22 protein-coding genes are annotated in these 23,353 nt (G+C 64.5%); 7 read left to right on the forward strand and 15 right to left on the reverse strand.

Annotated features, from left to right (window positions below):
* Nucleotides 1-6: 6 nt before the first annotated feature.
* On the reverse strand, nt 7-936 hold the full coding sequence (locus QCE88_RS21400) for a LysR substrate-binding domain-containing protein (protein WP_309905858.1): 930 nt from the start codon (nt 934-936) through the stop codon (nt 7-9).
* Nucleotides 937-1,071: 135 nt separating this feature from the next.
* On the opposite strand from QCE88_RS21400, the gene QCE88_RS21405 reads away from it, so the two are divergent.
* Nucleotides 1,072-1,359 carry a hypothetical protein gene (locus QCE88_RS21405; protein ID WP_309905860.1) on the forward strand — a complete coding sequence of 96 codons (288 nt, stop codon included), beginning with the start codon at nt 1,072-1,074 and terminating at the stop codon, nt 1,357-1,359.
* Between the two features lie 411 nt (nt 1,360-1,770).
* Here QCE88_RS21405 and QCE88_RS21410 read toward each other — a convergent pair whose 3' ends face one another.
* From QCE88_RS21410 to QCE88_RS21440, 7 genes are all read right to left on the reverse strand, one after another.
* Nucleotides 1,771-2,529, reverse strand: a complete 759-nt coding sequence (locus QCE88_RS21410) for a flagellar brake protein (protein ID WP_309905861.1) — start codon at nt 2,527-2,529, stop codon at nt 1,771-1,773.
* A gap of 189 nt (nt 2,530-2,718) precedes the next feature.
* Complete coding sequence (locus tag QCE88_RS21415; protein WP_309905863.1) at nt 2,719-3,738, reverse strand: ABC transporter substrate-binding protein; 1,020 nt, start codon at nt 3,736-3,738, stop codon at nt 2,719-2,721.
* 36 nt (nt 3,739-3,774) lie between these two features.
* Complete coding sequence (locus QCE88_RS21420) at nt 3,775-4,680, reverse strand: SMP-30/gluconolactonase/LRE family protein (protein WP_309905865.1); 906 nt, start codon at nt 4,678-4,680, stop codon at nt 3,775-3,777.
* Between the two features lie 36 nt (nt 4,681-4,716).
* Nucleotides 4,717-5,706: an ABC transporter permease gene (locus QCE88_RS21425; protein ID WP_309905867.1), complete on the reverse strand. Its 990-nt coding sequence runs from the start codon at nt 5,704-5,706 to the stop codon at nt 4,717-4,719.
* A complete protein-coding gene (locus QCE88_RS21430) occupies nt 5,703-6,638 on the reverse strand; it encodes an ABC transporter permease (protein WP_309905870.1) in 936 nt (311 codons plus the stop codon). Before QCE88_RS21430 ends, QCE88_RS21425 begins: the two co-directional genes overlap by 4 nt.
* Nucleotides 6,635-8,092 carry a sugar ABC transporter ATP-binding protein gene (locus QCE88_RS21435; RefSeq protein WP_309905872.1) on the reverse strand — a complete coding sequence of 486 codons (1,458 nt, stop codon included), beginning with the start codon at nt 8,090-8,092 and terminating at the stop codon, nt 6,635-6,637. Before QCE88_RS21435 ends, QCE88_RS21430 begins: the two co-directional genes overlap by 4 nt.
* Nucleotides 8,093-8,113: 21 nt before the next feature.
* The gene (locus QCE88_RS21440) at nt 8,114-9,142 is read right to left on the reverse strand and encodes an ABC transporter substrate-binding protein (protein WP_309905874.1); all 1,029 of its coding nucleotides are present in this window, start codon (nt 9,140-9,142) and stop codon (nt 8,114-8,116) included.
* A gap of 443 nt (nt 9,143-9,585) precedes the next feature.
* On the opposite strand from QCE88_RS21440, the gene QCE88_RS21445 reads away from it, so the two are divergent.
* The 3 genes from QCE88_RS21445 (at nt 9,586) to QCE88_RS21455 (ending at nt 13,236) form a co-directional block, all read left to right on the forward strand.
* Nucleotides 9,586-10,404: a hypothetical protein gene (locus QCE88_RS21445; protein ID WP_309905876.1), complete on the forward strand. Its 819-nt coding sequence runs from the start codon at nt 9,586-9,588 to the stop codon at nt 10,402-10,404.
* 284 nt (nt 10,405-10,688) lie between these two features.
* Nucleotides 10,689-11,921 carry a GNAT family N-acetyltransferase gene (locus tag QCE88_RS21450; RefSeq protein ID WP_309905878.1) on the forward strand — a complete coding sequence of 411 codons (1,233 nt, stop codon included), beginning with the start codon at nt 10,689-10,691 and terminating at the stop codon, nt 11,919-11,921.
* A gap of 358 nt (nt 11,922-12,279) precedes the next feature.
* Entirely contained in the window at nt 12,280-13,236 is a 957-nt protein-coding gene (locus tag QCE88_RS21455; RefSeq protein WP_309905880.1) for a GNAT family N-acetyltransferase, read from the forward strand.
* Between the two features lie 115 nt (nt 13,237-13,351).
* Here QCE88_RS21455 and QCE88_RS21460 read toward each other — a convergent pair whose 3' ends face one another.
* From QCE88_RS21460 to QCE88_RS21475, 4 genes are all read right to left on the reverse strand, one after another.
* A complete protein-coding gene (locus QCE88_RS21460) occupies nt 13,352-14,545 on the reverse strand; it encodes a GNAT family N-acetyltransferase (protein ID WP_309905882.1) in 1,194 nt (397 codons plus the stop codon).
* Nucleotides 14,546-15,075: 530 nt separating this feature from the next.
* Nucleotides 15,076-16,635: a diguanylate cyclase gene (locus QCE88_RS21465; protein ID WP_409018179.1), complete on the reverse strand. Its 1,560-nt coding sequence runs from the start codon at nt 16,633-16,635 to the stop codon at nt 15,076-15,078.
* A 139-nt stretch (nt 16,636-16,774) separates the two neighbouring features.
* A complete protein-coding gene (locus tag QCE88_RS21470) occupies nt 16,775-17,092 on the reverse strand; it encodes a hypothetical protein (RefSeq protein ID WP_309905884.1) in 318 nt (105 codons plus the stop codon).
* 60 nt (nt 17,093-17,152) lie between these two features.
* Nucleotides 17,153-18,274, reverse strand: a complete 1,122-nt coding sequence (locus QCE88_RS21475) for a CAP domain-containing protein (RefSeq protein ID WP_309905886.1) — start codon at nt 18,272-18,274, stop codon at nt 17,153-17,155.
* Between the two features lie 360 nt (nt 18,275-18,634).
* Here QCE88_RS21475 and QCE88_RS21480 point away from each other — a divergent pair, with 360 nt between their 5' ends.
* Both QCE88_RS21480 and QCE88_RS21485 read left to right on the forward strand, forming a co-directional pair.
* Nucleotides 18,635-19,678 (forward strand): helix-turn-helix domain-containing protein, encoded by a 1,044-nt coding sequence (locus QCE88_RS21480; protein ID WP_309905889.1) that lies wholly within the window; start codon nt 18,635-18,637, stop codon nt 19,676-19,678.
* A gap of 121 nt (nt 19,679-19,799) precedes the next feature.
* Nucleotides 19,800-20,054, forward strand: a complete 255-nt coding sequence (locus tag QCE88_RS21485; protein ID WP_309905891.1) for a DUF1272 domain-containing protein — start codon at nt 19,800-19,802, stop codon at nt 20,052-20,054.
* Between the two features lie 87 nt (nt 20,055-20,141).
* On the opposite strand, the gene QCE88_RS21490 is transcribed toward QCE88_RS21485, so the two are convergent.
* A complete protein-coding gene (locus QCE88_RS21490) occupies nt 20,142-20,999 on the reverse strand; it encodes a DMT family transporter (RefSeq protein WP_309905894.1) in 858 nt (285 codons plus the stop codon).
* Between the two features lie 138 nt (nt 21,000-21,137).
* On the opposite strand from QCE88_RS21490, the gene QCE88_RS21495 reads away from it, so the two are divergent.
* A complete protein-coding gene (locus QCE88_RS21495; protein WP_309905896.1) occupies nt 21,138-22,007 on the forward strand; it encodes a LysR substrate-binding domain-containing protein in 870 nt (289 codons plus the stop codon).
* Here QCE88_RS21495 and QCE88_RS21500 read toward each other — a convergent pair.
* Both QCE88_RS21500 and QCE88_RS21505 read right to left on the reverse strand, forming a co-directional pair.
* Nucleotides 21,999-22,994 carry an FkbO/Hyg5 family chorismatase gene (locus QCE88_RS21500; protein ID WP_309905898.1) on the reverse strand — a complete coding sequence of 332 codons (996 nt, stop codon included), beginning with the start codon at nt 22,992-22,994 and terminating at the stop codon, nt 21,999-22,001. The two genes, QCE88_RS21495 and QCE88_RS21500, sit on opposite strands and share 9 nt — an antisense overlap.
* A complete protein-coding gene (locus tag QCE88_RS21505) occupies nt 22,991-23,263 on the reverse strand; it encodes a hypothetical protein (protein ID WP_309905900.1) in 273 nt (90 codons plus the stop codon). The genes QCE88_RS21500 and QCE88_RS21505 overlap by 4 nt, the downstream gene beginning before the upstream one ends.
* Nucleotides 23,264-23,353: the final 90 nt, after the last annotated feature.

Consider the following 23,353-nt stretch of genomic DNA (forward strand, 5'->3'; position numbering starts at 1 on the left):
GCGCGCCTAGATCCGCACAAGGCCCGAGTTGATCAGTTGCGTGTCCCAGCGCGCGGGTTCGCCAATCTCTTCGATCAGGTGATCGACGAGCACCTTGATGCGCGGCGGCGTGCCCACCGTCTTGCGATACACCGCCGAAATCCGCCCGCCGCACGGCGCGTAGTCCTGCAGCACCGGCACCACGTCGCCGGAGAGGATGGCATCCGCCGCGACGAAGGTCGGCAGGATCGCGAGTCCGAGCCCGGCGCGCACCGCTTCCAGCAGGACGGCGCCCGAGTCCGCGCGCATGCGCCGGCCGATGCGGAACGAGCGATACTTGCCGTCCACCATCAGGCTCCACATGCCGTTGGGTTCGAAATTGCAGTTGTTGAGGCCGTCGTGATGAATGAGGTCGCCGGGATGCGTCGGCGTGCCGCGCTTGTCCAGATACGCCGGGCTCGCACACACCAGCGTGTGATTGGCCGTGATCGTGCGGGCCACCAGCCGCGAATCCGGCAGTTCTCCGGTACGGATCGCGACGTCGTACTGTCCGTCCTGCAGGTTGCCGATGCGGTTCTGCGCTTCCACGTCGAGGCACAGATCGGGATGCCTTGCCGCAAACGTCGTGAGGACCGGCCCGAAGTGCGACGCCAGCAGGCTGGTCGGCACCACGATGCGCAGCGCACCGCGCAGGCTCGACTGGCTATCGCGCACCGACTCTTCCGCGAATTCGACTTCCTCCAGGATCTGCACCGCGCTCTTGTAGAACACCAGACCCGGCTCGGTCGTCCGCAGCGGCCGGCCCCGTTCGAGCAACGCGCAACCCAGATAGCGTTCGAGCTGGGTAATGCGCTCGCTCACGATCGACTTGGTTGCCCCCAGCCGGCGTGCGGCCTCGGAAATACTCGCTGCTTCCACAACGGCCACGAACGTCGCCATGTCGCTGAACTTGTTCATACTCTTTTCCCCTGATGCGAAAAGCCTGTTCGCGTACTGCTTTTCTGATTTGGCATCCCTGCCCGACCCTTGCATGAAACCGGCCGTGCCGGCGCACATCGCGACGCGTAGAGATGTCGATTTCGCGAGATTTTCATGCTGCTCAATCGCCACTTAATATTTTTGGCGAATCCTGAAATTAAAACCGTATTCAGTGTTTATTTCGCAGGCCATTTTAGAAAACACTTAATGCCCGCTTTTAGAAAACACTTAAACCGCTTGCATATGAAACGTTTGAACGCGGGTCGCCCCGGCGGTTATACCGTGAGTAAGGTAAATGACAGGGAGGCAAAGGCTTTCGAAAATATTTTCGGAAAGGCGCCGGCTTCGCCGGGCACCGCCGTCGAGGATTCCGCAATACGGAGCCCGCGACGGCGTGGCTGATTCATTTCTTTTGGAAAGTCATTCGAGACAACTGGAAAATGACGCGATCACCCCCGGCCCGCGTTGCGCAGTCTACGACGCTATTCTCAGCCGCAAATAATGATATTAATTTATAGCGGGATAACTTTGGAGAATCGCTTTGGAACCCGGTTCTCATCCCAACTATTGAAAATAGCCCGGATACGGGATTTATTGCGGAACCGGAAAATCACCATTGCGTCACAATTGTAATACACGGTAAAGAACGGTATTAATCCAGCGGATTTTCAGCCGCATGTCACTTTCAAATGGACTAAGCAGAAGCAGAAGTCGGAACGCAGAAAAGGGCTGCAAGCCGACGGCTTGCAGCACCCGTAAAGAATCGAATGCGCCGCGGCTCGTCCCCACGAAGCCAGCCGGCACACAAACGCATCAACGGCCGGCCGTGCGCAGATTACGGCTTTCCAGCTGCGTAATGACCCGCTGCAGCGTGCGTTCCGCGCGGCCGGAGAGATCGTTAAAACGGCAGCCGAGTACCGTGCGCGCTTCGCCGGAAGGCGTGATGGCCTGACGCGGCGCGACGATCTCGAGATGGACCGTCACCAGGCTGAACGCGCCCATTTGCAGCGTGACGTCGTTCCAGACCGTCCCGCGCGGCAGCGCTGCAAAGCGCGGGTCGGACGTCCGCAGTGCAATGCCGCCGAGCGACATATCCTGCAAATCGAGATCGAACGGCTCGCCTTCCGCATCGATTCCGCTCGCGACGAACGGCTCGCCCACCGGCGTCTCCACGCGATGAAACTCGCGCCGCTGGACGAAATACAGCAGTGCGGGAAATGCCGCTTCGAAGGCCGGGCGGCCCTCGAAGCTCACCGGCGTTGCGCGGCCCGTGACGAACTCCGTGCGGATGCCGCCCGGATGGCTGCGGAAGGTGAGGCTGTCGGCGGCGGCGAGCGCGGCGTTGTCGCTGCGCGCGCCGCCGTAGTCGAACACGAAGCGGGCCCTGCGGGAATCGACGTCGAGGAGTTGCGTGACGATCTGGCCGCCTTCGAACCCGGCCACCAGAAAGTCGCGGCGGGCCACCAGCCCGCGCAGACAAAGCGCCATCTGCAACGGATGGCGCAACGCGTAACGCGCGTCGATCTGGCTCGGGCGCGCGGCGGTATCGGCGAAAGTGAGTTCGGCAGTCATGTTGGGTTGGTCTCAGCGTATGGTTTTTTTTCGGCACATGAAGCGCCGCCTTTCACCATGCAGAGTCCGTGCCAACCTGCGCTGAAGCCGTGTGGTCAAGCGGGAGCGGGTTTTAGCCGCTCCCGGAGTGCCCGACGTTACGTTACGTCACGTGCCTGCGTCACGCACATCGAGGCCGCACGCAGCGCGCTACTTCTTGCCGTCCACCACCGCGACCACTTCCTCGCGCGTGTATTCCTTGTTCGCGAGCGCGCCGGCCGGCGTCTTCGCGAGCACGGCATCGAGTTCGTCCGGTTTGACTTCGAGCACCGGCATGCGGATGTCGTGCGGCACTTTCTTGCCGGCGAGAATCTGCTGCGTGACCCAGAACGCAAACGACGAGGCCCCCGGCGGAATGGTCACCGACATCGTCTGATAGCCGCTCTTCTTCTGCTCGGCCCACCACGCGAGTTCTTCCTGGCGGTTGCCGAGGATGATGATCGGCGTCGGACGGCCGGCCGCCTTGAGCGCCTGCGCCGCGCCGAAGCCGTCGCCGCCCTGCGTGACGACCGCGTCGATCGGCGGCAGCGTCGGCAGGATGCCGGCCACCTGCTTTTGCGCGACCGTTTGCGTCCAGTCGCCATGCACCGACCCGACGATCTTCATGTCCGGATACTTCTTCAGCTCGTCGACGATGCCCTGATGGATCTCGTCATCCACCGACACCCCGGCCAGCCCGCGGATCTCCAGCAGGTTGCCCTTGCCGTTGAGCCGTTTGGCGAGGTAATCGACCTGCATGCGCCCCATGCCCTGGAAATCCACGGCGATGCGATACGCACACGGTTCGGTCGCTATGCCGTCGAACGACACGATCGTCACGCCCGCGCCGCACGCCTGCTTGATGACGCCGTTGAGCGCGGTCGGCGAGACCGCGTCCACGGCGATGGCCTTGTAGCCCTGCAGGATCAGGTTCTGGATCTGCTGCACCTGTTCGGTGGCCTGGCTCTCGGCCGTGGTGAAGCTTGGCGCCGCCGCGACGACCTTCTGCTTCACCGCCGGATCGGCGACGTTGGACCAGCTTTTGAGCATCTGCTGGCGCCAGCTGTTGCCGGCATAGTTGTTGGACAAGGCGATCTTCATCGCCGAAGTGTCGCCGCTGGCAACCTGCGCGAACGCGGATGCCGACAGTGCGGTCATGAGCAGGCCCGCGGCCAGCCGATGCAATTGCATGCTGAGTCTCCTGTTGTTGGTGTTTGTGCTGGCCGGTCAGCGGCCCGCGCCTCTCACACCCACGTGCAGCGAGTAGATCGACGAGGTCGCGGCAATGAACAGCCGGTTGCGGTTGAATCCGCCGAAGGTGACATTCGCCACCACTTCGGGGATCAGGATCTTGCCGAGCAGCGCGCCATCGGGCGCGTAGCAGTGCACGCCGTCCTCGGCGCTGGTCCAGACGTTGCCGTGTTCGTCGAGGCGCATGCCGTCGGGCACGCCGCTTTGCATCTCGATGAAGACGCGGCCATTGCGCAACGCGCCGTCTGCCGCCACATCGAAAACGCGGATATGACGCGGCGCGGCGTCGTCGTGCGAAGCGCCGGAGTCCGCCACATACAGCTTCTTCTCGTCGGGCGAGAACGCGAGGCCGTTGGGCTTCACGAAGTCGTCGCAGGCAATGCGCACCTGCCCGTTCTCCGTCACGCGATACACGTTGCAGCGCCCGATCTCGCTGTCCGCGCGATAGCCTTCATAGTCGCTGAGAATGCCGTAGTCAGGATCGGTGAACCAGATCTCGCCGCGCGAATCGACAATCACGTCGTTCGGCGAATTGAGCCGCTTGCCTTCGAACGTGTCGGCCAGCACGGTCACGCTGCCGTCGTGCTCGGTGCGCGTGACGCGCCTTGCGCCGTGCTCGCAGCTGACGAGCCGCCCTTCGCGGTCGCGCGTGTTGCCGTTGCTGTAGTTCGACGGCGCGCGATACACGCCCACGCCCATGCCGGGCGCCCAGCGCAACATGCGGTTGTTCGGGATGTCGCTCCAGATGAGCAGGTCGGAGGCCGGGAAATACACCGGGCCTTCGGCCCACAGGCACTGGTCCGTCAGCTTGCTCAGGAACGCGTTCGGCTGCAGCAGCAGTCTGAAACGCGGGTCGTGGACTTCGATATCGCTCGGTTTCATGTCTCCTCGTCCGGTTGATTCTTCAAGTTGTGCCGTTCAGCGCACGGCCTTGCCGCCCGCCGCGACCGTCACCGCGATGATGAGCACGCCATAGACGATCGAGCGCACGCCCGCGTCCGCGCCCACCGCGTTGAGCACGGCGTTGGTCAGGAACAGGAACATCGATGCGCCCCACACGCCCGCGATGCTCGCCTTGCCGCCGGTCACGAGCGTGCCGCCGATCACGACCACGGCAATCGAGATCAGCATGTACTCGACGCCCATGTCGAGCGACGCGCCGCCCGACACCGCCGCGAGCAGCAACGCTGCGAGCGCCGCGATCATCGACGACAGCACATAGGCGAGGCAGCGCGTGCGATGCACGTTCACGCCGGCGAGCCACGCGGCGCGCGCGTTCTGGCCGATGGCCGACAGCCGGCGTCCGTACACCGCGCGATGCAGCAGCACGGCGAGCGCGCAGGACAGCGCCAGCGCCACGAGCGCGATATAGGGCACGCCAAGCAGCCGGTCCGTCGCGAACGCGCCGAGCGCGGGCGGCGGCGGCGGAAGCTGGCGTCCTTGCGTGATCGCGACCGACTGGATGATGAAGCTCGAGGACAGCGTCGCGATGATCGGCGGAATGCGCAGCAGGCGGATCAATGCGTAGTTGGCGACACCCACCACGACGCCCACGCCGAGCGCGGCCGCGACGCCTGTCGCAATCTGCGCGTTGTCGGCGTGCATCGCATGCATGCCGACCACGCCCGCCAGCGCGATGGTCGACGGCACGGACAAGTCGATGTTGCCGACGCCCGAGGTGATGACGAGCATCTGCCCGAGGCCGACCAGCACCATGAACACGCCGTAGGTGAGCGCCGTCTGCGCGACATTGCCCGCGATGCCCAGCCCGAAGATTCCGGCGATGGCGATCCACACGAGCACCGCGCCCACGAACGACCACGCCCACGGCGCCTGAATGTTGCGCAGCCGCGTCCAGCCGCTCTGCGCGGGCGTGGCGACGGCGTCGCTTGAAGATTGCGGATTCATCGGCGCTCTCCTCGTTGCAGCAGCACGCGCAGCGACAGCACGACAATCAGGATCGCGCCCTGCATGCCGACCTGCCAGTCCGCCGAGATGTTGAGGAAGGCGAGGAACGACGCGGCCAGGGTCAGCGTGATCGCGCCGAGCACCGCGCCGACCACACTCACGCGTCCGCCGACGAACTCGCCGCCGCCGAGGATCACCGCCGCGATCGAGAGCAGCGTGTAGCGCAAGGCGAGATTGGCGTCGGCGGACGTGGTGAGGCCGAGCAGCGACAGCCCCGACAGCACGCCGAAGCAGCCCGCCACGCCGTACAGCGTCGCCTTGCTGCGCACCAGCGACCAGCCGAAGCGGCGCATCGCGCGCGGATTGCCGCCCGCGCCGCGAATCCGCACGCCTGCGGAGGTGCGCATCAGCAGCAGATGACCGATGGCCGCGATCAGCACGGACCAGACGATGGGCGCGGCGATCCACGGCGTCTGATAACTCATGGCCGTGCCGAGCCACGCGGGACTCGTGCCGCCCGGCGACGGCAGCAGCACGATGGCGAGCCCGCTCCACACGAACGAGAGCCCGAGCGTCACGACAATCGACGGTATCTGCCGCAGTTCGATCAGCGCGCCGACGGCCGCATACGCGAGCACGCAGCCGATCAACGCCAGCACGCCGAGCCACGGCTGCTTGACGAGCAGCGTCGCGCCGATGCAGGCGACCAGGCTCACGAACGGGCCGATCGAGAGATCGAGATCGTTCACGGTGATGATCGCGAGTTGCGCGAGCGTCGCGAGCACGATGGGCACCGCGAGATTCAGCAACAGGTTCGAGCCGAAGTAGCTCATCACCGCGGGCTGCATGACGAGGATCGGCACCAGCACGGCGATCAGGGAAATGGCGGGCAACGCAGCGCGCAAACGTCCTTGAGCAATGGCGAGACTCATGCGGCGTGCTCCTGGAAACTGGCGGCGAGCAGCGCTTCTTCCGTGCATTCGTCGGCGTGCAGGATCCGTGTGACCGCCGACGAGCGGAACACATAGGTGCGGTCGCAATGCGACAGCTCCTCGTTTTCGGTCGTGTACCAGACGAAGGTGCGGCCCTTCGCGGCCTCGTCGTGCACGAGCTGGTAGATGTCGCGCTTGGTGCCGACATCGACGCCGCGCGTGGGATCGTCCATCAGGATGAGATCGGCGTCCGAGGCGAGCGCACGCGCGAACAGCACCTTCTGCTGATTCCCGCCCGACAGCGACAGGATGCCCGCGTTCATCGACGCGCCGCGTATGCCGATCTTCGTGCGCCACGCCTCCACCACCGCGCGCGCCGCCGCGAAGTCGATCAAGCCGCGCTTCCTGCGCGCGCCGCCGAGCAGCCAGCGGATGTCGAGATTGCCGGCAATCGACCAGACGGGGAACACGCCGTCGCAGCCACGATCGCCCGCGACGAACGCGACTTTGGCGCGCGCCGTGCCATGTCCCGTTGCCGCCGTATAGATGGACAGCAGCGCCTCGGTCTGCCCCTGCCCCGCCAGCCCCGCGAAGCCGACAATCTCGCCGCGCGCCGCCTCGATCGCCGTGTGCCTGCGCGCGCCGACTTTCCAGTGGAACTGCGGCCCGGCCTCGCGCACGGCACGCGCGCGTTGCGCGGCTGGCGTGCGCTCGGCTTCGAGATGCTGACCCATCGCCTGAATGATCGAGGCCCGGCTCGACGCCTCGCGCGGCAACACGCTGACGACGCCGCCGTCGCGCATCACCACGACGCGGTCGGCCACGCGCTCGATCTCGCCCAGCATGTGCGTGATCAGCACGCACGTGATGCCGCGCTCCGCCGCCTGTCGCACGAAGGCGAGCAACTGGTCGGCCGTGTGGGCGTCGAGCGAGGACGTGGGTTCATCGAGTATCACGAGCCGCACCGGCGACTCCGTCACCGTGAAGCCGCGCGCGATCTCCACCATCTGTTGCTGCGTGAGCGTCAGGTCGGAGACGAGTTCGTTGCCTTTCAAACCATTGCCCGGAAAGATGGCTTCCAGCGTCTCGCGCATCAGCGCCGTGGCCCGGCGCCGCCAGCCGCGCCCGCGCAACTGCGGATGCACGATGCACATGTTCTCGGCCACCGTCAGGTTCGCGCACAGCGACAGTTCCTGGAACACGCAGCGCACGCCCGCCGCGCGCGCCGCGTTGGCGTCGTAGTGCGGCGCGGCCTGTCCGTCCACCTCGATGCGGCCGTGCGTCGGCGGGTAGACGCCAGCGAGCACGGCCATCAGCGTCGACTTGCCCGCACCGTTGTGTCCGGCGATGCCCACGCATTCGCCGCGCTCGAACGCGAAGTCCACGCCTTCCAGCGCGCGCACCCGGCCGAACGTCTTGCCGATGCCTTCGAAGCGAATCAGCGCGTCATTCATCCACAAGCTCCTTGCGGGCAGTTATTTCTTGTCGAGCAGCGCGACCGTCTGCGGCAGCGTATAGGTCACGTCGGCGATCCCGCCCGGCGGCGTGGCCGCGAGCGTCGCGGGCAGTTCTTGCTGCGAGATCGCGAGCAGTGGCACGTTGATGGTCACGTCCTTCGGCAGCTTCTTGCCCGCCAGCACCTGCTGCGCGACCCAGAACGCAAAGCTCACCGCGCCTGGCGGATTCGACAGCGAACGCGACTGATAGCCGCTCTTCGTCTGCTCGTTCCACCACTGGAGTTCGGGATAGGTGCTGCCGATGATCATCGGCGGCGCGGGACGGTTGGCCGCCTTGAAGGCCTGCGCGATGCCGAACGACATCTCGCCTTCGGTCGCGACGCCGTCCACGTGGGCGAGCGTCGGCAGGATGCCCGCGACGGCCTTCTGCGCGACGGACTGCGTCCAGTCGCCATTGACGGAGCCGACCAGCTTCATGTCCGGATGCTTCTTGAGCCCTTCGAGGACGCCTTCGTGCATCAGGTTATCGACGGAAATGCCCGCCACGCCGCGCACTTCCAGGATATTGCCCTTGCCGTTCAGCCGCCCCGCCAGATACTCGACGCCCTGCTCGGCCCAGCCCTTGAAGTCGAAGTTCACGCGATACGCGCAGGGCTCGTCGACGATGCCGTCGAACGACACGACCACCACGCCCGCCGCGCAGGCCTTCTTGATGGTGCCGTTGAGCGCGGTGGGCGAGACGGCGTCGATGACGATCGCGTTATAGCCCTGCAGGATCAGGTTCTGGACCTGCTGCGCCTGCTCGGTGACCTGATTCTCGGCGGTCGTGAAGGCGGGCGCGGCGGCGACTTTCTTCTCCGTCACCGCCTGCTGCGAGACGGTATTCCAGCTCTTGAGCATGGACTGCCGCCACGCGTTGCCGGCGAAGCTGTTGGAGAGCGCGATCTTTTTCTGCGACGTGTCGCCGGTGGCGACCTGTGCGTGCGCGGCCTGGGTGAGCATGCAAGCGGCCAGCGCGGCCGTGGCCAGCATTCCTGTGCGGAACATACCGTTGTCTCCTGCTGTTCTTGTTGATCGAACTGCGCCGCTTTCAGCGGCGGTGACGGGATGGACGGCAGGGTGGAAAGCAGGTGTGTCGGGCCCAGCCCGAATGCGGAAGGAACGAATGGAGCGACATCATCTTGAGCACGCCTCTTTGGGAGCGCCTCGGTGCGATACCGAAGCCTTGCTTTCGAACAGCTGCCGGAGTGTTTCCATTTTGGTCAGGCCAATCAGAGTGGTCAGGCCAGACCGCCGACGCAGTATAACGACTGCTTAACTCGCATGCAATTCGTTCGACGATCGGCTTGAGCGCGGCGCGGAGCCTCTGCCAGCGCGGCCATCGTCAATTTATGTTGCCGATAGTCAGCGTAAAGCGCGCTTCCTTAGAATCGGTCTCGTGCCCGCTCGACCTGCCCGGCCGGCTTTGAACTTCAGCACAGGAACGCCTCATGTACCGATTCCCCGTACGGCTCCGAACCGTGCCTGTGAAGCGCACGCTCGCCACCATCCCGGAGCAGGATGAAGCATCGCTCATGCAGGACGCGGACGTGTCCGACGGGCCTGGACAGGTCGCAGCGGAGACCGCCGGGTCGCGCGTGCAGGCTTTGCTCAACCTCGTGGGCTTGCCGGAATGGCAGGCGTTCTGTCATGACCTGGACTTGAGTGCGGCGCTGGACGACGAAGTGGGCGGCGCGGAGCCGGACGAGATCTATTCGCGCCGGGCCTTCGCCATGGTCCGCAACCAGTTCAGGAAGGTCGGCTTCAAGTCGGGCAACAAAGTCCGTCCGGACGATCCGGCCAGCGTGCAGCGCGCCGAAGCCGCCAACGACATGGTCATTGCGCTTCAGGATTGCGTGTATGGCACCATGCCGCCCGATTTCGTCCTGCCGATGATCTGGGGCTGTGGCAACTGCGGCGAAATGAGCGGCGCGGCGGCACGCCTGCTCCGGCGTGCCGGCGTGCCGGCATCGATCCATGCCGTGGACGACAAGGGCAGCCATGCCTTCACGCTGGTCGGCGAGATTCCCGAGCACGCCAGGGATAACGTCAGGCTGACGGACTACGACGGCTGCTGGGTCGTCGATGCCTGGGCCGGTATCGTCTGCCCCGCAACCCGCTATTGCGAGACGTTTCTCCGCAAGATGGACACGTGGGCTCAGCGAGGGAAGAAGATCCTGCACAACAAGCGCTGGATCAGGGCCAACGACCTGAGCTGGCTCGACGCGGTCATCAACGGACCCAAGCATCCCGCCGTCGCACAGCCCTGAACGGCATGTCTTTCCTGTTTGCCCCTGCAGCGCAAGCACATCGCCACCGCCCTCGCAAGCTTCATGATCCGACCGCGCGCCTATGCCGCAGCCCTGTTCCGGCGCTTTATTACAGTTTGTCAGGAATGTGATCCAGCGCATATTCCGGTGCAGCCCCGCACGTGAAACTGGTCGCCGATCCACTCTCCAACGACGCGATGAAGCACCACGAGAAGTGCAATCGCTCCGCTCGGGACGCCGCGTCCGCGCGCCCGGCAGGGGAATCACTCTTAGAGGCCGGAGACATGAACAGCACATCGGAAGACGGCGACGCGCATCCCGCCGGATCCTCCCGCGCGGCGGATCGGGCGCTCAGCATCGAAGCCTGCCGCGATATAGAAACGTTTCGGCTGCTGCGCGACGAATGGACCGATCTGTCGCAGCGCGCCCAGGGACGCTACTTCCAGTCGTTCGAGTATTGTCACGGCAGTCTGATGGCCGAACATGCCGGCACTGCGCGCACGCTGTATTGCGTCGTTGCGCGGCGTGAGGGCCGGCTCGTCGCGGTGTGGCCGCTGGTGACGTCGGTGCGTCGCTGGTGGACCTTCGCGGAGCCGCTGGCGCCGCGCAATCAGTCGCCGAGCGATATCCTCGTCGCGCCCGAACCCGACGCCGACGCCATCGTCAAGGCCGTCTGGAACCATGCCGCGCGCACGAGCCGCGCGGACGTGTTCGAGCTGTGGCGCATCCGCAAGAGTTCACCGTTGCATGCCTGTCTGAAGCAGCACGCGATGATGCGTCGCGAAGTCGATGAAGCCACGCCGTTCGCCGCGCTGCGCGACGAGCGCGACTGGCTCGCGTATTGCCGGTCGCGACCCGCGCGCGAGCGGAATGCGCCCGAGTATCTGAAGCGCCGCATGGCAAAGCACGGGGCGTTTGCGATCGACGTGATCGAGCCTAAGGATGTGCGTCTGCCTGGGTTGATCGAATGGTTCGTCGCGCAGAAGCGCAAGTGGGCCGAAGAGAAAGCGGCAGACAGCCAATGGACTTTTTCCGCCGCGAGCCTGCGCTTCTGGCAAGCGTTGCTCACGGCAGACGCAGGCGCGCACTCGCCCTTTCGCCTCTTTGTCCTCACGCTCGACGGACAACCCGTTGCCGCGAACATTCTCGCCATCGACAGCGACACGGTCAGCCTCGTTGCCAATACGTACGATCTCGCGCATCGCAAGCTGTCGCCGGGGACGGTGCTCGTTGATGAATGCGTGCGCTGGGCCTTCGAACGTCATCTGGACTTCGACTTCGGTCCCGGCGAACAACGCTACAAGACCTCGTGGAGCGCGGGAGCAGCTTATGCCAGCGCGTCCTTCGTCGTGCTCGCCACGCGCTGGGGGCGAGCGGGCTACATGAGCAAGCAAGTCTTCAAGCACGCACGCGACTTCGCGATGCGTGGAGTGGAACGGCTCACACGCCGCCGTGATTTCAGCGAACGTTTACCACGTGTGGGGTCGACAACAATCCATCCATGCACCAGCAGATAACATTTGGTAACACCTTGCATGCATTGGCAGTTTTCGCCTCATGCGTATCGGTAGTTTGCGAGACCGCATCGACTCGGGATCGGCGTCGTCTGCAGCGCTTCAACGCCACGCGTCCCGATGTTGCCTTGAACAGCGCTATACGACGTATCGACCTGTTCCGAACCGCACAACACTAGACAATGGTCCTGAATGTATGGAATCGTCACTCGCCGGTAAATTCCTGAGGTTCGAGACGAACCGCAAGACCGCGTCCAGCAAGTTTCGCTTCGAAAGCGATCTTCGAACCACGCCTGGCCGCATCGAACCGATAACGGCGCAGCCGGCTCAAGTCGAAGCGCCTGCGTCCCTTGAGTCTACTGTGTCCCTTGTGGCCGACCCGCTGCCCGCCCGCTCGATCTTCCATGAACCCTGGTGGCTCGACCTCGCGACCGACGGCAACTGGCAAGCGGCCACCGTCCGGCGCGGCAACGAAATAGTGGGCGAAATGCCCTACTCGCTGCAACGCAAGGGATGGTGGACCACGTCGAAGATGCCGCCGCTCACGCGCACGCTCGGACCGGCGTTCAGACCTTCGACGGGCGACACGACCCGCGCGATGCTCGACCGCATCAGCATCACCGAAGAACTGATCGCGCAGATTCCCGAGGTGGACAGCTTCTATCAGATCCTCGATCCGCGCATCGAAGACGCGCTCGCCTTCGGACTCAACGGCTTCACCGTGGCCACGCGCTATACCTTGCAGTTCGCGCCGGACCGGGACATCGAAGCCTTGTGGAAAGGACTCAACGGCAAGACGCGCAACCTGATCCGCACGGGACAGAAGTTCCTGACGGCGCGGCGCATCGAGTCGCCCGAGGAGTTCAACGCTTTCTATGAAGCGAACCTCGCGGTCCGCAGCCGCAAGAACGTCTATGGCACGCAGTTGATGCGCCGGCTCGTGCAGGCATTCGTCGAGCGTGACGCGGGTTATCTGCTCGGCGCCTACGATGCCAGCGGAAAACTGGTCGCCGCGATTGGCGTGACCTTCGATTCCCATGCCGCCTACTACCTGCTTTCCTCGCGCGACCCCGGGGCGCACGCGGGCGCCATCAGCGTGTTGATCTGGGAAGCGATCCAGGATGCCCAACGCCGCAATCTGATCTTCGATTTCGACGGCATTCCCAATGCCAGCACGTTCCGCTTCCTCTGCGGCTTCAAGCCGATGCTCAAGCCGCGCCTGGTGATCGAACGCCACAAGTCGGTGTGGTCCATGGCGCGCGCAGTCAAGCGCGTGCTGCGTCCGGGCCGGTCCGAGTGGTTCCTTCCCACTGCGTGAATGAAGCCAGGCGCATGAAAGAACAAGGGCGGACATGAAGCATCATGTCCGCCCTTTTTGCTTGCCCTGAAGTGATTCCTTGAAGCCGCGGCGTTCATGCGCCGCGGCTTCCTTTTCATGCTGCCGGATGTTCCGCCCCGTTGCCACTGGACGGCACCGGGGCGACAGGGCGGCGCGAGCGATTCGCGCGCCATTCCTTGAGTTTCTTCGACAGCAGTTTCGCGTGGAAGGCAAAGCGCCCCCAGCCTGAAATCGCGATCTGATAGCTGCGCGTCGAGTCGACGTTGCCGCGGCTCCAGTACGCCTTGAACTCTTCCTTGCCGATGCCGAAGTCGAGATCGAGCCGCTTGTCCCAGCACCATTTCACGCAGTGCGCCATCATGATCGCGCCGGGCGAGAAGCGCGCGAAGGCCGGATCGAAACCGGCGATCAAACCGCTCGCCGACGTATCCGCCAGCCCCACGATATTGACGACGAGCGGCACGCCGTCGAGCGTCATCACGAACATCACGCCAAGCGGCTTGTCACGCGTGCCGTCGAGCAGATCGACGAGGAAAGTGCGATATTCCTTCGAGTACAGCCAGGGGCCGTTCTTGCCGGAGCGCTCGGCCCATTCCTGTTTGCGCGCGAGCATCCAGTCGACCCATTGCGCGTGGGCGGCGGTATCGTCGGTGGCGAGCTCGCGGATCTCGAGCGCGCCCTCTTTCATCAGGCGCCGTTCGAGCGCGGCAGGCTTCTTCTTCGAGAGCTTGCCGAGCGAATCGCGATAGGCATCCCAGTCCGGCTCCGCGCGCAGCAGCGCCGTGGCGCAAACGTCGGTGGTGGCTTCTGCGAGGCCCGGATGGCGTGTCGCGAGCTGGTCGAGCCGCGTGTCGCGGCCGACATAGGGCAGCGCAAGCACATCGCCGCGGCATTGCCGGGTGACGGCCTGCCAGGCAGCGTCGATGGCCGCGCGGGCATCGCTGCGGGCCAGGATCGCGCTGTGTTCGGCCGTGCCCGGTGTAAGCGGCTCGATGACATTCCACAACAGGCGGCGATGACTGACGAGCGGCCATACAAGCACCAGTTCGCCCTTCTCCCGATACACGATGCAATGCAGCCGCCGGCCACGCGGACCGGCCACGCGCGTCCAGCACAACCGGCAGACCTCGAAGGCCTGGTTATGCTGTCCCTCGACGGCGCTCCAGAGCGCGTCCCACTCGTTCTTCAAGGCAAGAAACGCGGCTTCATCGCTGATGATGCTCAGGCCGTCGGGCTGAACTTCCGGATTGCGGTCTGAGTTGCAATTTGAATTGCGGTCTGATGGCATGGCGCTGGTCGGATCGTTTTGTTTTGATGGTCGTCGAACGTGCCTCGCTCGTCCCGATGCATGCATGATTCATGCATCAGGGACGAACACGGACGCGCCTCGGGACATCGGCCCATGAGAGTCGATGGCCTTCGACATCCATCAAGCTATCGGATGTCGCGTTCGGCAAATGGGCGCTTGCGCACGAGCAGTGCAGCGATGGCGACAATCCACTCGGCTTTGTCGCGGCATGACTGGAGCCATCCGGCACGACGGCCGGCGGACGGCTGCGGCGGTATCCGACGCGCTGCTTGCCGACGCGTCGCTGGTTCCCTGAAGACAATCCCCGGCCTCATGTCGATCGTCCTTTGCTGGTTCTTTTTGTGCGCGGCGGGCATCGCGAAGATGCGCCAACCCGGTGCAAAGTCTAGACCCGCTCGCGCGAGTGCGAACGTTCGATCACGCGCATTGGTGACGCATCGCGCGTGGTGAAGAGAAGACAGGCAGGACGGATACAAGCGCTCGCGCAATTGAACGCCGCCGCGCGACGCTCAGCCCGGACTTGCCCGCATCACGCGATTACGCCCGCGCGCCTTCGCGTCATAGAGGGCTTCGTCGGCGGCACGGATGAGCGCGCTGACATCGTCGTCGCGTTCCGGCCGCCAGCTCGCGAGCCCGATGCTCGCCGTGACCCGGCCGAACTCGCTGCCCGCGTGCTCGATCGACAGATCGCTGATCGCCTTGCGAATCGTCTCGGCGACGCGCGCGGCGCCCTCGGCGGGCGTATCAGGCAGCACGACGACAAACTCCTCGCCGCCATAGCGCGCAGCCGTATCGAGCGGCCGCCGGATGTTCTCGCCGATACAGCGCGCCACGGCCGCGAGCGCATCGTCGCCGGCCTGATGGCCATAGGCGTCGTTATAGGCCTTGAAGCGATCGATATCGACGAACAGCAGCGAGAACAGACTCCGGGTACGCCGCGCGCGCCGCCATTCCTGATCCAGGATTTCGCCCAGCGTGCGGCGATTGTGCAGCCCCGTCAGGCCATCCGTGCGCGCCAGCAATTGCAACTCCGACTCCGCGCGTATGCGCCGCCGGAACTGCGCGGCCAGCACGAACGACAGCGTGATGAAGCCGATCGCGAGCGCGCCCATCGACGAGCCGATGATGATCGCCCGCCGCGTCCACGCCGCATAGATGTCTTCCTCCGCTTCGGCGACCATGATGATCAGCGGCAGGTTCGGGAAGTTGCGGTAGAAGTAGAGCCGCCGCGTGCCGTCGATCGACGAGGTCTCGCTGAAGCTGCCTTCCGGCGCGTTCTGGAAGCGCCGGAAGGTGTCGGCGCCGCGAATGTCGCGGCCGATCACGTGTGAATCGAACGGCTGACGCATGATCATCAGGCCGTCCTTGCTGATGAGCGACACGGCGCCATGCCGTCCGAGCGACAGACCCGCGAACAGCGTCCGGAAATAATCGAGATTGATCGTGATCATCGCGATGCCCGCGAACGAGCCGTCCGGGTTTTTCAGCCGCCGGCTGAGCGCGATGCTCGGTGCGCCGCCTCGCAGCCGCGACGAGAACGGACTGCTGATGTACAGCCCGGCATTGGGGTTGTCGCGCTGGACGGTGAAATAGCTGCGGTCTGCGAAATTGCCCTTGCGCGGCGTGACGCTGCTCGAATCGATGACGATGGTGCCGTTCGCATCGAGCACGAGCAGCGAGCCCAGGTCGCGCGCGGTCGCGGCGCGATCGAACAGCACGTCGTTGCGCAGAGCCGGCGGCAGCGCGGCCACCTCCGGCCGCTCGACACCCTCGACGACCGCCTGCAACGACAGCTCATACAGCTCGAAGTTACGTTCGATATCGCGTTCGGCGAGTAGCGCCAGATTGCGCGAGGTGTCGCGTGCGCGGTCGAGCGCGTCGACACGGCCCTGATACAGCACCAGCGCGCACAGGCCCATCATGACCAGCGCGATCAGCGTGCCGCACAGCACGATGATGTTCGGCGTCGAGATTTCCGGCTTCGCCGCCGCCGGTGGATTCAAAGTCGGGTGAGAGAGTTTGTCGATTGCCACTATGAGGATTTCTCGAATGCCGCAAAGCAAATGCATCTTTGCTCAGCACGGTCCTGGTTAGCGAACGTCGACGGTATTCTCTCCTATTTGTCCGAAATGGGTCGAATAAGCAACAAAACGAACGATTCGTTTCGGTTCTTGCAATCCATCTTTCGGCACGGGCAGCGATGGCCGATTACGCGGCCTGCTGCCGGCTGAGACCTTCGTCGATGGCATGCTTCGCCACCGGCACGGCGGCGATGGCCGCGGTCAGATCGGCGAAACCATCATGCGGGAAACGGCCGTCCAGTTCGTGCAGATTGCGCAGCGGGCACGGCTCTCCGCCCACCGGATCCTCGACGATCAGCACATACCGCCCCGCCTGATTGGCGCTCACGCGCAGCAGATAGCCACGATGCGATTCCCGGTATTCGATCGACGACGGTCCGGTGACCGCCGGTTCAGTGAATGCGTCAGCCGATGCACACGCTTCCGCGCGCCTGCTTCGCCGCAACGTCCTCCGGATCAATGATGGCAAGCACATGACAGTTGAATCCCCCGAAAGGCCGCTTGGTCATTCGAGCACCGTTGGCAGGCGCGAGCGGCCTTGCGCCTTGTTCGTCGCCGCGAGCGCCGCGCCGGTCGTGAATGACCAGCTCACGGAAAACGCCGTGGCGGTGGTGATCGAGGTGTTCGTCAGTGAACCGGTCACTGTCACGAAGTATTTCGAGTTCGCCGCCAACGGCGCGTACGGCACGCACAGCGCGAGGCGGGTCGAGTCTTCGTTGTTGGTGTTGTCGGATTCTTCGCACGGCACCGCGCTGCCGGAAGCGTCGGTGATCGCGAAGCGCACGTTCGAGAACGCGCCATTGCCTGAAGCATTCAGCGTCACCGGATAGCCGACGCTTTTCATGATGTATTGCGGGACGCGCGCCATCGGGTTCGGGCTTTCGTTCGCGATCCACGATGGCTTCACGTTCGTCTGGCCGTCGTACGGATAGGCAATCAGCCGGTTGTCCGGCGTCGCCGCGACGTAATCGACGAAATCGGCAACCAGGGTCGCGTATTGGGTGGGATCGGTGGTCGGAACCTGGCCGATTCCCACGCTCGTCGTGTCGAACAGGAAGATGGAGCGGTGAAACGGGGCGTCGAACAGGGCGTCGATGGCCTGGGTCGAATTCAGGAAGCCGCCGCCATAACCCGCCGCGATTTCTCCCGTCGAGTTCGTCGTGTAGCCGGCCGCCGCGACGCGGTCCGAAGGCTTCACGCCCGAGAAATACGGCTGCCCCGCCGTTTCATAGTGACCGATGGCCCCGGCCGCTTGCATGTAGCGCGCATGATTCGCTGCCGCCACGCCCACCGCCGACACATACTTCAGCGCGCTGAGGTTCAATTCCGCGCGGCGAGCGTTGATGTAGGCGAAAGAATCGTTGACGATGTCGCCGGTCGTGGCGGTCGCAGGCGCCGCCGCCGCGCCCGCCGGAGTGAACAGCGCGATGGCCGCCGGATCGTTCGTGGGAGCGGTCGTGGGCAAGGCGACAGGCTTCTGGGTCGAGTCGCCACTGCCGCTGCCCTTGTTCGATTGCGTCGCACCCGTGGTTTGCGCCGCGCCACCGCCATCCCCGCTACCACCGCCGCCGCAGGCGGCAAGAAGCAATGGCAACGCCGTCACGGCAGTCCGAGCCGTTTTTTTCATCCAATACCCCGTCAGGTCTGTTATTAGTCCCCGCGCCATTCGAGAGCGCGAGGTAAGTGTTTGCATGGATGTTATCGGCGCGCCGGCTCCGGACTTTCGGTTTCTCTCTCAGGTTTGCTTGGGTTCGTGTACCGGCCATGATCCCCGACCGACACCGTCCCCGTCGGACAAAGTGTCCGCAAAATCTTCCCAAATCGTCCGGCAGTGTCTTGCAGCGCTCGCTCACACGGAGACAGCCGCAAACACTTGCGAACACTTGGACATCACTTAAGCTTCAGCTTAAAACCGCCGATAACACGGAAAATCACAAAAGAATTCAACACATAACGAGACATCGGCCCGCCGCCGCCGACCTTTTCCATGCCGCAACCGCTCCATTTCGACAGTGCGCTGATCGACGCCCAGGCCGCCGAGGAAATCTGGCGCGAGAGCCTCAGGCCGATGTACGAGATTCACCGGCCGCGCGACGTGCCGTTCCGGGCGTCGATGCGCACCTGGGATCTGGGCGGCGCGCTGCTGATGACGCACCACGGCGCCGGCGACGAGGTCCAGTTCCGGCGCACGCGGCGGCGTATCGCAACGAGCGGCGTCGATCATTACCTGCTGCATTGCCTGTTGGGCGGCGCGCTGACGTCCGAATCCGTCGATGGCGAGCAGCGCGTGCCGGTGAACAGCGTCGCGATCCGCGACATGGCGGTGGAAAACATCGGCATTGCCCGCGATGCGCCGATGCTCACGCTCAGCATTCCGCGCGCGGCGCTGGATCGCCGCATGCCGGCTGGCGCGCGACTGCACGGCGCATGCTGGGATGCGCAGGATCCGATCGGCGGAATGATTGCCGCGCATCTCTGCTCGCTGGCGAAGCTCGCGACCGACATGGACGACGCGCAGGCCGCGCTCGCCGCCGAAGCCACGCTCGAACTGCTCGGCGCATGCCTGATTCCGAAAACCAGTCTGCAAGTGCGGAAGGACGATCCGCGACTCGCGCCGATGCTGCGTGCGCGGGCGCTGTCCTACATCGAGCAGAACCTGTCCGATCCGACGCTCGGCGCGGACACGCTGCGCGGCGCGCTGGGCGTGTCGCGCACGGCGCTGTACGAAGTGTTCGATCAGGCGGGCGGCGTCGCGCGGCATATCCGTGACCGCCGTCTCGACGAATCGATGCGGCGTCTGGTCGCTCCGCGGCATCGACACGAACGCATTGCCGAAATTGCTTATGCGATGGGATTCGGCAGCGAGAAGACTTTCAATCGCGCGTTCCGGGAGCGCTTCGCGTGCGCGCCGGGCGAAGTGCGCGAGCAAGGGGAGATGCGTCCGGCGCAGCGTGCGGCATTCGAAGAAGCAAGCGATGTCGGCACGATAGCCGCGCAGTATCACGCGAAGGTACGCGGCATTCGTGGATAAGAATGAGCAGCGGGGATGCTCGACCGCTCAAGGTCAGCGTTTATGATTCGGCGACGGCCATGGCATGCGTGCATGGCGTTCAATGCATGTCGATCCAATGTCGATACCAAGGAGACTCACGATGCTCGAACTGCGCCCCGGCTGCGAATGCTGCGACAAGGACCTGCCTCCCGATGCCACCGATGCCCTCATCTGCTCGTTCGAGTGCACCTTCTGCAAGGACTGCGCGGATCATGTGCTGAGCGGCATATGCCCGAACTGCGGCGGCGAACTCGTCGCGCGTCCGCGACGTCCCGCTGGCAAGCTGGCGAAGAACCCGGCTTCCACGAAGCGCGTGTTCAATGCGCAATGCCGCGAGCAACACGCGAAGGCTTGAATGATCGAATGGCTGTGATGCAAGCGTGAGGTTCGAAGGCGGGTCCATGCGTAATTCAAAGACGCATGCGCGGGGGACAGTTAGTTGCTACGAGCGTCGACGACGCTGTTCGGCAAGCCCGATCGCGATCAGCATCACCACCACGCCCATCAGTTGCACGCCACCGAGACGCTGATTCAGCAACAGCCAATCGATGACGATGCCCACCGCCGGATACACGAACTGAAGTACGGCGATGCGCCCCGTGTTCAGCCGCGCCATGCCGCTGTACATCAAGGTGTAGGCAAGACTCGTGTGGATGACACCGAGTCCCGCGAGCCAGAGCCATGACGCGCCCCATGCGGGCCAGCCGTGCTGCATGGGCCAGATCCACAACGTCAACGTGCCGATCGCGCATTGCCACCACGCGAGCGTTCCGGCGGGCAGCTCGCGCAGACGGCGCGCGATGATCGTCACGCAGGCCATGCAGAACGCGCCCAGCAAACACGATGCAACCGCGAGCCAATAGCCCTCGCCGTCTACTCCGTGCCCGATGACGCCGGTTGCAAGCACGAGGCCGATCATCGCTACGGCGACCGCGCCGGCGCGTCGCCTGCCGACGCGTTCGCCCAGGCACAGCGCGCCGAGCGCCAGCACCCACACCGGTTGCACATGGAACAGCACGATCGCCATGCCTGTCGGAATGTGTTCGATGGCGGTGAAAAACAAGCCCCAGCTCAGCACCATCAGCGAGCCGGCTGTCAAAACCCATGGCCCGGTTCGTCCGTTGAGCCGGAGGAAGCGGACCTGACCGCGCAGCACGAGCCACAGCGTCAGGCCGACCAGACCGAAGACGCAGCGAAACCACGTGGCGGTCAACGGATCGGCGTGCGCTTCATGCACGAAGAGCCCGATGGTGCCCAGCAACGCACAGCCGAGCACGAAGGGAAAGACGCCGGATGCCATGGCCGGCTTCGCGAGGCCAGCCGTCGCGGATTGAATGGGCGGGTTCGAATTCATGCAGCCAGTGTGGTCCGCATCGACGTGTCAGAAAAGCGCATAATTCATCTGGCATCCATTCGAAAATCGAAAATAACCAGAACGATGAAACAAGGCGATCTGCAAACCGACTGGCTCAAGTGCTTCGTCGCAGTGGTCGATGCGGGTTCACTGTCGAGCGCGGCCGGCGAGGTCAATCGCTCGCAATCGGCGGTGAGCATGCAGCTCAAGAAACTCGAAAGCGCGCTCGGGCTGCGGCTCATCGAGCGCAACGCGCGTACGCTCGAACTCACCCAGGACGGCCAGACCTTGCTCGGCTATGCGCGCCGCATCCTCGACCTGCACGCGCAGGCGCAGGTCGCGCTGCAAGGCGAGCAGCTGACCGGACGCGTGCGCCTCGGCGTGCCCGACGACTACGCGGAGAAGTACCTCACCCCCGTGCTGAAGCGCTTTGCGCCGCGTCACAGCGGCGTGGAGATCGAGTTGTCGTGCGAGCAGTCGACTTCGTTGATTCCGCGCGTGGCAAGCGGCGAACTGGACCTCGCGCTGATCTCGCGCGATCACGCACGGCGCGGCACGCTGCTCTTTCACGAGCCGATGGTCTGGGTCGGCGCGGCGCAGTTCGAGTTATGGCGGCGCGATCCGCTGCCGATCGCCGTCTATGAAAGCACGAGCCTTGCACGTCAGAGCGCGATTCATTCGCTCGCGCAGCAGGGAAGACGCTACAAGGTGGTCTATCACAGCTCGAGTCTCGCCGGACAGATCGCGGCGGTCGACAGCGGCCTCGCCGTGGCGGCGCTCACGCAATGCAGCGCGCCCGGACATCTGCGCATACTCGGCAGCGAGGAAGGCCTGGGACCGCTCGGGCCGATGCAGGTCGCGGTCTATCGCAGCCGCGATTCGCGCGGCTCGAAGGCGGTCGACGGCCTGCATGGTCTGCTGCTCAAGACCCTGCGCGAGTCGGCTTCACTCTGAGCCGCGGTGCCTCGCGATTCCTTCGATCTCGACGAGCAGATCCGTACGGCAGATATCGACCTTCAGGAAGCGCACCTCGGCGCGCGGATGAAACGTATCGCGAGCCAGTTGCATCACCTGCGGCAGATCATCCGCGCGCCGGTAGTAGACCTTGATCTGATCGAGATCCTGCAACGTGTAGCCATCCGTCACGCCGTGCGCCGCGAGATTGCCCGCGCTGACGAGGTGCGCCACGTTGTCGGTAGCCACGTCCCACTGTTTCAGCAGATCGCCCGCATGCAGCGTTTCGTGTCCGACAATGCTCGCCGTGCCCGACACATACAGCGCACCGTGCCGGTACGTGGCCCGCGCGAAGCTCGGCGGCTTCGGACCATAACGCTCGGGATAGCAATAAGCGGGCATCTGCCGCGAGTTCTCGATGTGCTTCGCGTCGTCGTCACGGCAGGCGAGGAAGTAGAAGCCGACGCCCTCGCCCCAGGTCCCGATGCCCGTGGCCGCAGGCATGCCCGCCTGCCCCGCGTCCGCTGCTTCGAACGCGAGCGCGCGTCCCCGGCAGAAATCGCGATAGACCTCGAGCCCGTCCGGATTCTCGCCATTGATATCCGGGATGTAATTCCACATGCGGAAGATCGTCGGGAAGTCGAGCGTGCGGACGAGCGCGAAGGCATCCGCATAGGCCCGTTGCGCGGCATCCGTATAGCCTTCACCGGCCGGAATGAAGCCCGCGCAAAAGAGCACGGCGTCATCGTGACCGTAGACGAGCCCGTTCTCCATGCCGCAGCGCGTTTCGCCGGATGTGCGCCAGATTTCGGCGAAGCTGTCGCGCGTGTCGTCGACCATGTGCAGACAGAGCGTCGGCACACCGTCTTCCAGGCAAGGCGCGGCGCTCGCCGCACCGAATACGACCCGCCCGAGCACGCCGCTCCCTTCCGCTGCGCCGCTATCGACGAAGCGCGCCTCGATCCCTTCCCGTTCAGCCGGCCTCAATCCGTTTCCTCCGCGTGCTCCGTGCCGAACAGATCGGCGGTCGGGGGCATGTCCTTCGGCGTCGGCAACGCGCCGCTGCGCACTTGTTCCAGCACGTCGGGCGGCAGCCAGGTGTCCTCCAGCGCGCCGATGCCGTTTTCAATCATCTGCTGAAGGAAGAACGACTGCTTGCGTCCCGTCACTTCTGCGAGGAGTCGCAGCCGTTGTTCGAATTGCGGATCGACCCGGACTGCGACCACCTTGAGCTTGTTTTCGGCGGTCCTTCTCACTGCGTGCTCCTGTTCCGTTGATGGCGCGCCGCTCTACGGCGCATCGATGCGGTGCTTCTACCATGGCGAATCGCGACGCAGCAAGCGAAA

The organism is Caballeronia sp. LZ035, from assembly GCF_031451175.1.
Classification (GTDB): domain Bacteria; phylum Pseudomonadota; class Gammaproteobacteria; order Burkholderiales; family Burkholderiaceae; genus Caballeronia.

Bases quoted from the DNA above. Each gene is read 5' to 3' on its own strand.
- QCE88_RS21450 (WP_309905878.1), top strand. From the start codon at position 10,689: ATGAACAGCACATCGGAAGACGGCGACGCGCATCCCGCCGGATCCTCC.
- QCE88_RS21475 (WP_309905886.1), bottom strand. From the start codon at position 18,274: ATGAAAAAAACGGCTCGGACTGCCGTGACGGCGTTGCCATTGCTTCTT.
- QCE88_RS21400 (WP_309905858.1), bottom strand. From the start codon at position 936: ATGAACAAGTTCAGCGACATGGCGACGTTCGTGGCCGTTGTGGAAGCA.
- QCE88_RS21495 (WP_309905896.1), top strand. From the start codon at position 21,138: ATGAAACAAGGCGATCTGCAAACCGACTGGCTCAAGTGCTTCGTCGCA.
- QCE88_RS21445 (WP_309905876.1), top strand. From the start codon at position 9,586: ATGTACCGATTCCCCGTACGGCTCCGAACCGTGCCTGTGAAGCGCACG.
- QCE88_RS21435 (WP_309905872.1), bottom strand. From the start codon at position 8,092: ATGAATGACGCGCTGATTCGCTTCGAAGGCATCGGCAAGACGTTCGGC.
- QCE88_RS21420 (WP_309905865.1), bottom strand. From the start codon at position 4,680: ATGAAACCGAGCGATATCGAAGTCCACGACCCGCGTTTCAGACTGCTG.
- QCE88_RS21490 (WP_309905894.1), bottom strand. From the start codon at position 20,999: ATGGCATCCGGCGTCTTTCCCTTCGTGCTCGGCTGTGCGTTGCTGGGC.
- QCE88_RS21430 (WP_309905870.1), bottom strand. From the start codon at position 6,638: ATGAGTCTCGCCATTGCTCAAGGACGTTTGCGCGCTGCGTTGCCCGCC.
- QCE88_RS21460 (WP_309905882.1), bottom strand. From the start codon at position 14,545: ATGCCATCAGACCGCAATTCAAATTGCAACTCAGACCGCAATCCGGAA.
- QCE88_RS21485 (WP_309905891.1), top strand. From the start codon at position 19,800: ATGCTCGAACTGCGCCCCGGCTGCGAATGCTGCGACAAGGACCTGCCT.
- QCE88_RS21440 (WP_309905874.1), bottom strand. From the start codon at position 9,142: ATGTTCCGCACAGGAATGCTGGCCACGGCCGCGCTGGCCGCTTGCATG.
- QCE88_RS21410 (WP_309905861.1), bottom strand. From the start codon at position 2,529: ATGACTGCCGAACTCACTTTCGCCGATACCGCCGCGCGCCCGAGCCAG.
- QCE88_RS21465 (WP_409018179.1), bottom strand. From the start codon at position 16,635: ATGCATTTGCTTTGCGGCATTCGAGAAATCCTCATAGTGGCAATCGAC.
- QCE88_RS21405 (WP_309905860.1), top strand. From the start codon at position 1,072: ATGCTGCTCAATCGCCACTTAATATTTTTGGCGAATCCTGAAATTAAA.
- QCE88_RS21425 (WP_309905867.1), bottom strand. From the start codon at position 5,706: ATGAATCCGCAATCTTCAAGCGACGCCGTCGCCACGCCCGCGCAGAGC.
- QCE88_RS21480 (WP_309905889.1), top strand. From the start codon at position 18,635: ATGCCGCAACCGCTCCATTTCGACAGTGCGCTGATCGACGCCCAGGCC.
- QCE88_RS21415 (WP_309905863.1), bottom strand. From the start codon at position 3,738: ATGCAATTGCATCGGCTGGCCGCGGGCCTGCTCATGACCGCACTGTCG.